An 11,943-nucleotide genomic window follows, 5' to 3' on the forward strand; every position below is an offset into this window, starting at 1 on the left:
GGCCGCATGGAGGTGGCGATCGCGGTGGCGCGGGTCGACGACGACCGGCACGAGATCGCGCGGATCCACCGCGACACGTACGAGCGGCTGCTGCTGTCCGCGTACGCGCTGACCGGAAGTCGCGCGGAGGCGCAGGACGCCGTGCAGGAGACGTTCGTACGCGCGTCGCGGCGGCCGGCGAGCGTGCTGGCGGCCGACAGCGCCGAGGCGTGGCCGCGGACGGTGACCCTGAACATCTGCCGGAGCCGCTACCGGCGGCGCCAACGGCTGGAGATGCTGCGGCGGCGAAGACCGGCCGAGCCGGACGTGCTGCCCGGCATCGGCCCTGAGCGGCTCGAACTGATGGAGGCGATCCGCCGGCTGCCGCGGCCGCGGGCGGAGGCGATCGCGCTGCTCTACTACCACCTGCTGACCGCGACCCACGAGTGCGGCTATTCCGGATCGATGCTCCTGGCCCGTACGGCCGACGCGGGCCGGCACTGGCAGACGTCGACGATGCCTGCCTCGACGGGGCAGATCGTCGTGGTGCTTGATGAGAACACCGTCATCGTTGGCGGACTGATCAGCCACAACGGCGGCGCGACCTGGGCCAAGGTGCCGGCCGAGGCACCGCCGGCCACCGCGGCACCGGCCAACTGGCCGGTCTTTCGCGACCAGGGCGCGGAGTTCACCGTCGACCCCAAGACCGGCGGCCAGCGGACCTTCGCCGCGCAACCACCGCCGGATCTCACCTATCCCGACCCGAGCCAGGGGCCTTCGTCGTCATCCAGCCTGCTATGCCGGCCACCACGGATCGCTGTGGACGGCCAGCACGACCGGCACGGCCTTGGCGGTGCACGTCAGCCGGGACCGTGGCAGGAGTTGGCAGAACCATCCGGTCGCCAACGCCGCCACCGCCGGCACGTTCCTCAGTGTCGCGACCCACGACGGCCGGACCGTCTACGCGCTGGCGTTCGAGCCGGTGGCTTCGCGACCTCGCCTTTTCCGCAGCCTCGACGGTGGCCTCAGCCGGACGCAGGTGAGCGAAGGCGCCACCCTGCCGACCTGGTCGGTCCAGGTGACCGACGGCAGGTCCTTCGTCCGTGTCGCACCGCCGCCGGACAGCCGGCTGCCGAAGGCCTAAGGCCTAGAAATGGCGGATGTCGCTGCTGCCGTCGGGATGGCCGATCACGACGGCGGCGGCGATGCCGATGAACAGGCCGTGCTCCACCACGCCGGGGATGGTGTTGAGCCGCGCGGCGAGCGCCGGCGCGTCGTCGATCTGCTTCAGGTGCGCGTCGAGGATGTAGTGGCCGCCGTCCGTACGCATGATGTCGCCGTCGCGCATCCGCAGCTCGATTTTCGGGTCGGCATAACCGAAATCGGCGAGCGCCCGGCGCAGGTGGCGCTCGGTGCTGCGCCACCCGAACGGGATCACCTCGACCGGCAGCGGAAACTTCCCGAGCTTTTCCACCACTTTGCTGTCGTCCACCAGCGCGACCATCTTTTTCGCCGCGGTGGCGACGATTTTCTCCCACAGCAGCGCGCCGCCACCGCCTTTGATCATGTTGCCGGCGGCGTCGATCTCGTCGGCGCCGTCGATGGCGATGTCCAGCTCGAGCACGTCGTTGAGGTCGGCCAGCGGCACCTTCGCCTCGGCCGCCACCTCGGCGGTGGTCTGCGAGGTGACCACGCCGGTGATGGTGAGGCCGTCGGCGACCGGCTTGGCCAGCGTACGGACGAACCAGCGCGAGGTCGTGCCGGAGCCGAGGCCGACCCGCAGGCCGTCGGCCAGGTATTCGGCGATGGCCCGCTCCCCGGCCACCCGCTTGGCGTCGTCCTGACCAGTCACTCGCGTCCCCTCTCTCCGGCCGCCATCCTTCCACCCGCCTTCGTGCGCCTGGCGCCAATGCCAGGAACTTAAGGTCGTCCGGATCGCTTTTCTCGTTTGGTGTGACTCGTAGTGACCGGGAGTGTCCCTGCGGCCGGCGCTCAAACGGGGGTGGGGTCGTACGCGGACAGTCCGGACAGGGCCGGTGGCAGCGGGGCGCTGTGCAGCACGCCGAGGCGTTGTGTCGGACGCGTCAGGCTGACGTAGAGGTCGTTCCCGCCATACTCGGACTCGGCCACGATCGCCTGCGGCTCGACCACGAGTACGGCGTCGAACTCCAGGCCCTTGGACTGGCTCGCGGTCATCACGGCGGCCCGCGCCAGCGACGGTGGCGGCGCGGTGAAGGCCTGCGGCAGCGCGTCGACCAGCAGGCCGGACAGCTCGGCGACCAGCGCCGCCGGCGCGATCACCGCCAGCGTGCCGTCCCCCACCTGCGACAGCTCCGCCTCGACGGCCTTCACCAGCTCACCGGAGAGTGTGTCGGCGCTGGCCTGCCGGTGCCATGGCGGGACGCCGGTGCTGCGCACCGACCGGGGCGCGGTGGCGCCGGCGCTGACCTCGGCGAGTACGTCGGCGGCGACCGCCATGATCTCGTCCGGCGTGCGGTAGTTGACGGTCAGCTCGGCCAGCCGCCAGCGGTCGCGGACGTACGGCCGCATGACCTCGTCCCACGAGCCGGCACCGGCCGCCACCGACCGCTGCGAGATGTCGCCGACGACGGTCATCGACCGGCTCGGACAGCGTCGCATCACCGCGCGCCAGGCCATCGGCGACAGCTCCTGCGCCTCGTCGACGATCACGTGGCCAAAGGTCCACTGCCGGTCGGCGGCGGCGCGCTCGGCGGTCGTCTCGTACTCGGCGCTGTGGTGCCTGGAGGCCAGCGCGCTCGCCGTGAACACGTCGGTGACCTGCAGGACCTCCTCGTCGGCGTGATCGGACGGGGTCATGATCTCCAGGACCCCTTCGGCGTACGCGATCTCCATCGCGCGCGCGTGCGCGGCCTGGCGCTCCGCCTCGCGGGTGTCCTCGCCGAGCACCTCGGCGGCCTCGTCGAGCAGTGGTACGTCCGCCGGTGTCCATGGCGAGCCCGGCTCGCGGCGCAGCAGCGCGCGGTCGGCCGGCGAGAACCGCGGAGCGGCCGCCACCAGCCGCTGGTCGCTCGCGTACAGGTCGGTGAGCAGCCGCTCCGGCGTCAGCATCGGCCACAGATGGTCGATCGCGGCGATGACCGACGGATCGTCGCGCAACTCGCCGCGGATGTCGTCCATGTCGCCGCGCTGCAGGAACTTGTCGCCGAGCTTGCGCGCGAACTGGTCGCCGAGCGCGCGGATGATCTGGCGTGCGAAGTTCGCGCGCGCCACGTTGTGCAGCTGCCGCGTGTTGCGCGCGCGGTCGCGTGCCTTCGCGACGGTCTGCCGGTTGAGCCGCAGCGTGTAGCCGTCGACCTTCAGCTCGATCGCCACCTCCGGCAGCTCCTGCCGGTCGCGTACGGCCGCCGCGATCACCTTGGCCATCGCCGCCCGGCCCTTCACCGCGGCCACCCTCGGCGGCTCCACCCCGGTCGCCGTGAGGCCCGGCAGCAGGTCGCCGAGGTCGGAGAGCAGCACGTCGGTCTCGCCGAGCGACGGCAGCACGTCGGCGATGTAGCGAACGAAGGTCGCATTCGGACCGAGCACCAGCACGCCCTGCTTACGCAGCCGGTTGCGATGCGTGTAGAGCAGATACGCGGCCCTATGCAGGGCGACCGCGGTTTTTCCCGTACCAGGGCCGCCCTGTACGACGAGAACGCCGTTCGCGTCGGCACGGATGACGGCGTCCTGCTCGGCCTGGATGGTCGCGACGATGTCACTCATCGCGCCGGTGCGGTTGGCGTTGAGCGCCGCCAGCAACGCGCCTTCGCCGTTGAGCGTGCTGCGGTCGGCGTCGTCGAGCGAGTCGAGGTCGAGCACCTCGTCGTCGATGCCGGTCACCGCGCGGCCGCGCATCCGGATGTGCCGGCGCCGCCGTACGCCGGCCGGTGTCGCTGCCGTCGCGGTGTAGAACGGCTGCGCGGCCGGCGCGCGCCAGTCGATCAGCAGCGGCTCGTAGTCGTTGTCAGGGTCGAAAAGTCCGAGCCGGCCGACGTAGAACCGATCGTTGTTGAGCATGTCGAGCCGGCCAAAGCACAACGCGTAGTCGACCGAGCGGAGCTGCGCCAGCCGGTCGCTCTGCATCGTGTACGCGGCGTCGCGCTCGACCACCGCGCCGGGCGTACGGCCGTCCTGGATCAGGATCTCCTTCAGCCGCCGCTGCGTCGCCTCGCGCTGCTCGTCCAGATGACGGTAGAGAAAAGCCAGGTAGTCGCGCTCGTTCTCCAGTTCGCTTTCGTTGCCTTCGGTGCGTTGGTCCGGACTGACGCCAGCCGCCGAGGTTGACAATGCCGCTGCTCCCTTGGTAGCATTGATGCCAATGGATTTATGTGTTCATTTTTCTATCTAGCAACAAGCTAATCTACCACAGCGAGCATCCGTTCCGGATGGTCGCATTTTTTTGGTCTCCATTTGCCGGGCCGCCTCGGACATGCTTACATGTCTCTTGAGACATATAACTCTGGAGGCAGAAGATGTTCGCGGCACCTGACCTGTCGGATCGCCGGTACGAGCTGACCACCGACCGCGCGATGGCGTTGAGCGCCGACGTGCTCTATCGTGCCTGGACGCAGGAGTTCGACCGGTGGTTCGCCGCGCCGGGATCGGTGCTGATGGAGCCGCGGATCGACGCGCCGTTCTTCTTCCAGACCGACTTCCAAGGCGCGCGCCATCCGCACTATGGCAGGTTCCTGCGCCTGGAGCCGGCGCGGCTGGTGGAACTGACCTGGGTGACCGGCGACGGCGGCACGGAAGGCGCCGAGACGGTGGTGACGGTGACGTTCACGCCGGAGGCCGACGGCACGCGCGTACGCCTGCGGCACGCCGGTTTTCCGCGCGAGGAGCTGCGCGACGGTCACCGGGACGCGTGGCCGCTCGTGCTGGAACAGCAGGAAAAAGCCCTCCGAGCCTGACTCAGGCCGGGCAGAGCCAGCCCGGGTCGCCGTCGCGCGCGTCCTCGGGATCGGCGTCAGGGCTGGGAAAATGGCGCCTGAGGGTGAAGGCGTATGGCGTCGGCCCGTGCTCGCGCAGGTGCAGGATTCGCTCCTCCGCCTCGGCGGTGGTGGGCACGTGTCCGGCCGCGACCCACCAGAGCGCGGTCGTTGGGCGCTCCACCTTCTCGAACCACTTTCGGCGCTGCCGCAGGAAAGCAACGTGCAGCGGGCCGTAGACGAAGGCGGCGAGGGCCTCGATGCTCGTCCACGTCGACATGTTCACGATCACGCCGGCACTCTCGCCGGCGTCCCACTCGAACGCGCGGATCGCGGTCGCGTCGCCGTCCTCGGTCTGCATCCGCCACACGAAGCCGGGCGCCGCATCGGCGACCGCGTTGACCGGCTCCAGGCCGGCGACGAACGCGGCCAGCCGCGGATCGTCGAGCGGAGCGAGCAGCCGGCTGTAGTTCACCTGCGCGAGCTGATAGGTCATGCGCCCAGTCTGCACAACGCCGGCTGGCCGACTCCAGGTCCAATCCGGCCGTAATCGACCGGACCATCTTGACGTTGGACCAGTGCGCGGATACGTTCCGGAAATCGATTTCCAGCGCGCATGGAAGCGAGTCCGAAATGCGTACGATGGCAGCCCTGTTGATCGTCGCGGCCCTGCTGGTGCCGAGCACTCCGAGCGCGGCGGCCGCGCCGCCGGAAAGCACGTACTTCTCCACCGTCAACGTCGAGGAACACACGACCGCCGGCACCAACAGCGACGGCGACCTGTGGCCGTCGTGCTGGTCCGATGACGACAACCTCTACACCGCCAACGGCGACGGCCGCGGTTTCAGCGGCAGCACCGGCTATGACATCGCGGTCAGCCGGGTCAGCGGCGCGCCGGGCAGCCTGACCGGAGCGACGCTGACCGGCGGCGACAACGTCGGCAGCATCTGGACCTCCGGCTACAACCGCAAGCCGACCGGCATGGTCTGCGTCGACGGCACGATCTACCTCGCCGTGCAGGACCTGAAGGCCGGCACCAACGCCTTCGACGCGGCCGACGCCGCGACGATCCTGAAGTCCACCGACCACGGCCAGACCTGGACCTGGGACCATTCGGCGCCGATGTTCGGCAACTTCAAGTTCACCACGATCATGTTCCTGGACTATGGAAAAGACAGCGCCAACAACACTGACGGATACGTCTACGCGTACGGCCTGGACAACAACTGGCGCGACTCCTTCTCCGGCATCGTCGCCGATCCGCAGGACGTTTATCTGGCCCGCGTTCCCAAGGGCAGCGTACAAAACCGGTCGGCCTGGCAGTTCTACGCCGGCGGCACGTGGTCGTCCAACATCGACGCACGTACGCCGGTGCTGACCGACACCAGCCGCCGCTATGTCTCGATGTACAACGGAACGCCGCCGTCGCAGGGATTCAGCGTGATCAGCCAGGGTGGCGTCGTCTACGACAAACCGCTCGACCGCTACATCTACACGTCGTGGACCGAGTTCACCTGGGAGTTCTACGAGTCGCCGACGCCGTACGGGCCGTGGAAGCATTTCCTCACCAAGGACTTCGGCGGATATCCGTGGACCACGGCCAAACACGGCGGCTACGGCGTCACCATCCCGTCCAAGTTCATCAGCGCCGACGGCAAAAGCATGTGGGTGCAGGCGAATGTCTGTCCGTGTGGCGGCGGTGGCCTGAACACCGTCTACAGCTATTCGTTGCGGCGCATGACATTGACGCCGCAGGCCGACACGACACCGACCAACGGCATCGACGGCTCGCGCAACCTGGCGCAGGAGCCGGGGACCGTGCCGATCGAGAAGTCGTTGCATTACGGCAATGTCAGCTATTACAACGACGGTGTCCTGACCCAGACCGACGACGACTGGAACGACGAGAACAAGCCGCAAAGCTGGTGGGGTTACACCTGGCCGCGCACGTACAACGTGAACAAGGTGGTCTACACGACCGGCAACATGTTCAGCGACGGTGGCTGGTTCTCGACACCACCGACCGTGCAGGTGCGCAGAAACAACGTGTGGACCAACGTCACCGGCCAGACCGCGACGCCGGCCTATCCGACCAACAACACCGCCGGCCCCAACAAAACGTACGTCTTCATGTTTGACCCGGTGGTGGCCGACGGCGTACGCGTCATCGGCGGCGCCGGCGGCACGCGTACGTTCACCTCCATCGCCGAACTGCAGGCATATTACGGAACCGCGGTCACCGACCCCGGTTTCGAACGCCAGCCGACCAACACCGTGTCGGCACCCTGGGTCGCCGAGGGACCCGACCAGCACGGCATCGACCACGGCGGTTTCCAGCACGCCGGCAACAACAACGCGTGGATCCACACGAGCACGAAAAACTGGAACGCCACGACACAGCTCGTGCCGGTCAAGCCGAACACCACCTATCGCCTGACCGGCTGGCTGCGTAACTCCAACAACTTCACCGGCGGATATTTCGGCGTACGCAGCGGATCCGCGGTGTTCGCCGAGACCAACTTCGGCGGCCTGCCGGCGTACACGCAGGTGAACGTCGACTTCAACTCCGGCGGCAACACCGCGATGACGGTCTACGCCGGATATTGGTCGCCTGGCACCGATTCCTGGCTCCAGATCGACGACGTCACACTGAATCCGGTCTAGCGGCGTCACCGAACGGTGCGGCTGTAACGCTAAACGCCCGTTCTGCCGGTTTGGGTGATGGTAGCAAGACATCAAAGCGCGCGGCTGTCCGGTTTGTTCGTTCTCCCCCGTCGGCGAGCTCTGCTTGAGCACATTTGCGCCGGGGCTGCCGCGTACGCGACGCAACCACCCACCCAACGCAACAAGCAATCGATGACGTTAACCCAGCCTGGTGCCTTTTACGTGCCCGGTTGGTTGAGGAACGGGATGTCGGAGAGCTTCCGATACGCGTCCAGCGCCGGCTGGGACGAGTCGACCCTGGTGATGCCGACCGGGTGGAATGGCACCGAGTTCCAGTAGACCAGCGCCTTGATGTTGGGATACTGCTGCATTCCGCCGATCTGGTTGAGGAAGAAGTCGGCCTTGCCGTCCGGATCGCTCGGCTGTTCGTCGACGCCCCACTCGGCGAGCATGATCGGCCGGTCGGGGTGATATTGCTTGGCCCAGCTGTAGAAACCCGGCCACTGCGGATGTCCGGATTCCTTGCGGTCGACGGCCGCGCCGAAAGTCGTCGTCCACCACGGATCGGAGCCGCGGATCACGTACGGGTCCTCGGCGATCCAGTCGACCACGTCGTCACCGGGATAGAGATCGTTGAACCACGGCTGGCTGCCCCAGTCAGGCGTGCCGAGATAGTTCAACACAAATACGGCGTTGGTCACGCCGTCGGCACGCAGCCGCTCGACGACGTGCCGGAACATCGCGGCATAATCCTTGGCGGTCATGCCGGAACCGGCGGTCGGGTTGACGTCCATCTCCGGCTCGTGGTGCAGGGCCAGGAAAAACCGGTCGGTGAAGTTTTTCTTGAGATAGCTGGCTTCCTGGTCGATGTACGCGTCGACCGCGCCACCAGCGACCTGCGCCCAGGTCCGGTCACCCTGCGGTTTCCAGTTGATCAGCAGGATCCGCGGATGCGCCGGGTCGTGCGCGCGGGCGATCTCGGTCGAGGAGGGGAAGAACTCCGGCGACTTCTTGTAGAAATGCGCGATGTCGACCGACCGGCCGATCTCGGTCTCGAAGTTGCTCAGCGCCTGGTCCCAGGTCTCGCCGTTGAGCGGATTGGCCGCCACACCCCACCACGCGCCGCACGACGGCACCAGCTTGTCGGACACCGGGCAGGCCGGATCCGGTTGCGCGGACCCGGATCCACTCGGTGACGGGGATGGCGACATCGATGCCGACGGCGTCGGCGAAACCGACGGACTCGGTGACGTGGACGGACTCGGAGACGCCGACGGCGACGGCGACTCCTCGGCGCGTATCGGCGGCGCCTCGCCGTTGAGCTGGATCTCCAGCCGCGGCGGCGATCCGCTCTCCCGTGACGCGAACACGGTTTGCGGACCGCTGCCCCACACCGCGAGGGTGACCTGAGTCTTTCCGCGTACGGCTCGCGTCACGTCGAAACTGGCCGCGTCCTTGCCGGTTTTCCCGCTCGACCGGCCCAACGCGTAGCCAGGGGTCGGCCCGTTTTCCGCGGTGACCCCGTTTTCGGTCCACCAGGAGGCGGCCAGCGCGGTCGACACGGTGGCGCCCGCGGCCGGCGGTGTCGCGTATGTCAGCACCAGACGCGCGCCGCGAATCTGGTTCGCAACGGCGGCCGGCAGCTGGAAGCGTACGTACGACATCGGCCACGACCTGCCACCAACCAACAGCCGCCGCGACTGTCCGAAGTTGACGGTCGGGCGGTCGTGATCCACATAGGAATCGGCTTCCGCCTTCGCCACGACGCTGCTGCCGGCGTCCGGAGCGGCCGTGTTTGCCAGCACCAAACCAGATGCGCCGAGCGGCACGGCGATCGCGCACGAAATGGCGGCGACACGCACGGTGCGACGGGAAATGCGACACCCAGACGACACGCCGAAGCGCGGTTGCCGCTTTCCAGTCCCCCCGGACGGTATTCTTGCTGCCATACTCGTTACCCGATCCGCCCTCTGATCAGACCCCGAAATTAATCCCTGGTCATGGTGTGAGCAAATCGAGGACCCGTCAACGGATCTTTCGTGACCGGTTCGTGACGTCCTGCGAACGGCATTCCGCCACACCGTTGATTACGCTGCGTTATTACAATCCGCAGTCAAAGAATTACTTTTCCAGGCGGCCGGTGAATATTACGGACGCAATAGAGCGCCAGCACCGACAGTGACGTTGGTCGCCTCGTCGATGAGAATGAACGAACCGGTGGTGCGATTGCGGCCGTAGTCGTCGCACAACAGCGGCTGCGTCGTACGCAGCCGCAGCCGGCCGATGTCGTTGAGCCGCAGCTCGGTGGCCGTCTCGTCCCGGTGCAGTGTATTCACGTCCAGTCGATACTGCACCTCGCGAACCATGGTCCGCACCGACCGTGTGGTGTGCTGGATGACGTACTTGCGGCCGACCGCGAGCGGCTGCCGCTCGTCCATCCAGCAGACCATCGCGTCCAGGTCCTGCGTGACGCTCGGCGCGTTGTTCGGCCGGCAGATCAGGTCGCCGCGCGACACGTCCAGGTCGTCGGTCAGCCGCAGCACCACCGACATCGGCGCGAAAGCCTCCTCGATCGGACCGTCCGCGGTGTCGATCGAGGCGATCTTCGAGGTGAACCCGCTGGGCAGGACGAGCACGTCGTCGCCGGGTTTCAGCACGCCGCCGGCGATCGTGCCGGCATAGCCGCGATAGTCCGGATAGGCGGTGGACTGCGGCCGGATCACATACTGCACCGGAAAACGTACGTCCACCAGGTTGCGGTCACTGGCGACGTGCACGTTTTCCAGGTGGTGCAGCAGCGAACTTCCCTCATACCACGGCGTGTTCTCCGACCGGCTGACGATGTTGTCGCCGCGCAGCGCGGAAATCGGGATCGCGGTGAGGTCGCCGACCTCCAGCTTGGCGGCGAACGAGGTGAACTCGTCCCTGATCCGCTCGAAAACGTCCCGGTCGTAGTCGACCAGGTCCATCTTGTTGACCGCCAGCACCAGATGCGGCACGCGCAGCAGCGTGGCCAGGAACGCGTGCCGGCGGCTCTGCTCCAGCAGGCCTTTTCGCGCGTCCACCAGGATGATGGCGAGGTCGGCGGTGGAGGCACCGGTGACCATGTTGCGCGTGTACTGGATGTGGCCGGGCGTGTCGGCGATGATGAACGTACGCCGTGGCGTCGCGAAATAACGATAGGCGACGTCGATGGTGATGCCCTGCTCGCGCTCGGCGCGCAGGCCGTCGGTCAGCAGCGCGAGGTTGGTGTATTCGTCGCCGCGGTCGCGGCTGGTCCGCTCCACCGCTTCGAGCTGGTCGGTGAAAATCGACTTCGAGTCATAGAGCAGCCGGCCGATCAGCGTCGACTTTCCGTCGTCCACCGAGCCGGCGGTGGCGAAGCGCAGCAACTCCTTGCCGGGCAGCTGTGTACGAGGAGCAACCGTGGTCGTCATCTAGAAATACCCCTCGCGCTTGCGGTCTTCCATGGCCGACTCGGAAAACTTGTCGTCGCCGCGGGTGGCGCCGCGTTCGGTGATCCGGGTCGTGGCGATCTCGTCGATGATCTTCGCGACCGTGTCGGCGTCGGAGCGTACGGCCGCGGTCAGCGTCGCGTCACCGACGGTGCGATAGCGGACGGTTTCGGTGCGTACGGTCTCACCGGCACGCGGCTGGCAGAACTCGTTGGCGGCGAAAAGCATGCCGTCACGCTCGAACACCTGGCGCGGCGCCGCGTAATAGATCTCCGGCAGCGGAATGTCCTCACGGGCGATGTATTGCCAGATGTCCAGCTCGGTCCAGTTGGACAGTGGGAAAACCCGGATGCTCTCGCCCTGGTGGACCCGGCCGTTGTAGAGGTTCCACAGCTCCGGGCGCTGGTTTTTCGGGTCCCACTGGCCGAAATCGTCGCGGAAGGAGAAGACGCGCTCCTTCGCGCGCGCCTTCTCCTCGTCGCGGCGAGCACCGCCGAACAGCGCGTCGAACTTGTGTTTTTCCACCGCGTCAAGCAAAACCGGCGTCTGAGCGCGGTTGCGTGAGCCGTTGGGCTCCTCCACCGCGATGCCGCGATCGATGCCCTCCTGGACGCTCGCGACGATCAGCTGGACGCCGAGCTCGCGTACCCGCCGGTCACGATATTCGAGCACCTCGGCGAAATTGTGGCCGGTGTCCACGTGCATGACCGGAAACGGGATCGGCGCCGGCCAGAACGCCTTCTGCGCCAGCCGGAGCATGGTGATCGAGTCCTTGCCGCCGGAGAACAGCAGGCAAGGCCGCTGCATGACGGCGGCCACCTCGCGGATGATGTGGATCGACTCCGCCTCCAGCACATCGAGCTGGCTCAGCCGATAGTCCGCTCGCAACGTATCTC

General features: G+C 67.2%; 8 protein-coding genes and 1 pseudogene. 3 read left to right on the plus strand and 6 right to left on the minus strand.

Features of this window, described 5'->3' with window-relative positions; genetic code table 11:
* The first annotated feature begins 6 nt into the window (after positions 1–6).
* On the plus strand, positions 7–1,194 hold the full coding sequence (locus GNX95_RS32435; RefSeq protein WP_163511470.1) for a sigma factor: 1,188 nt from the start codon (positions 7–9) through the stop codon (positions 1,192–1,194).
* Here the strand turns inward: GNX95_RS32435 and rpiA are convergent.
* Both rpiA and GNX95_RS32445 read right to left on the minus strand, forming a co-directional pair.
* Positions 1,127–1,831, minus strand: a complete 705-nt coding sequence (rpiA, locus tag GNX95_RS32440; RefSeq protein ID WP_163511471.1) for a ribose-5-phosphate isomerase RpiA — start codon at positions 1,829–1,831, stop codon at positions 1,127–1,129. The genes GNX95_RS32435 and rpiA overlap by 68 nt on opposite strands.
* 140 nt (positions 1,832–1,971) lie before the next feature.
* Entirely contained in the window at positions 1,972–4,287 is a 2,316-nt protein-coding gene (locus GNX95_RS32445) for a HelD family protein (RefSeq protein ID WP_163511472.1), read from the minus strand.
* A gap of 185 nt (positions 4,288–4,472) precedes the next feature.
* On the opposite strand from GNX95_RS32445, the gene GNX95_RS32450 reads away from it, so the two are divergent.
* Complete coding sequence (locus tag GNX95_RS32450; protein WP_246281834.1) at positions 4,473–4,910, plus strand: SRPBCC family protein; 438 nt, start codon at positions 4,473–4,475, stop codon at positions 4,908–4,910.
* Between the two features lies 1 nt (position 4,911).
* Here GNX95_RS32450 and GNX95_RS32455 read toward each other — a convergent pair whose 3' ends face one another.
* Entirely contained in the window at positions 4,912–5,424 is a 513-nt protein-coding gene (locus GNX95_RS32455; RefSeq protein ID WP_163511473.1) for a DUF3291 domain-containing protein, read from the minus strand.
* 146 nt (positions 5,425–5,570) lie between these two features.
* On the opposite strand from GNX95_RS32455, the gene GNX95_RS32460 reads away from it, so the two are divergent.
* Complete coding sequence (locus GNX95_RS32460) at positions 5,571–7,592, plus strand: DUF4185 domain-containing protein (RefSeq protein ID WP_187369732.1); 2,022 nt, start codon at positions 5,571–5,573, stop codon at positions 7,590–7,592.
* A gap of 218 nt (positions 7,593–7,810) precedes the next feature.
* Here GNX95_RS32460 and GNX95_RS32465 read toward each other — a convergent pair whose 3' ends face one another.
* The 3 genes and pseudogenes from GNX95_RS32465 to cysD all read right to left on the minus strand — a co-directional run bounded on the left by GNX95_RS32465 (position 7,811) and on the right by cysD (position 11,935).
* A complete protein-coding gene (locus tag GNX95_RS32465) occupies positions 7,811–9,454 on the minus strand; it encodes a CBM96 family carbohydrate-binding protein (RefSeq protein WP_163511474.1) in 1,644 nt (547 codons plus the stop codon).
* 291 nt (positions 9,455–9,745) lie between these two features.
* Positions 9,746–11,029, minus strand: a pseudogene (gene cysN / locus GNX95_RS32470) (sulfate adenylyltransferase subunit CysN); the annotation flags it as partial.
* Positions 11,030–11,935 (minus strand): sulfate adenylyltransferase subunit CysD, encoded by a 906-nt coding sequence (gene cysD, locus GNX95_RS32475; RefSeq protein ID WP_163511476.1) that lies wholly within the window; start codon positions 11,933–11,935, stop codon positions 11,030–11,032. It lies immediately after the preceding pseudogene.
* Positions 11,936–11,943: the final 8 nt, after the last annotated feature.

The sequence above is a fragment of the Fodinicola acaciae genome (genome assembly GCF_010993745.1).
GTDB classification, from domain to species: Bacteria; Actinomycetota; Actinomycetes; order Mycobacteriales; family HKI-0501; genus Fodinicola; species Fodinicola acaciae.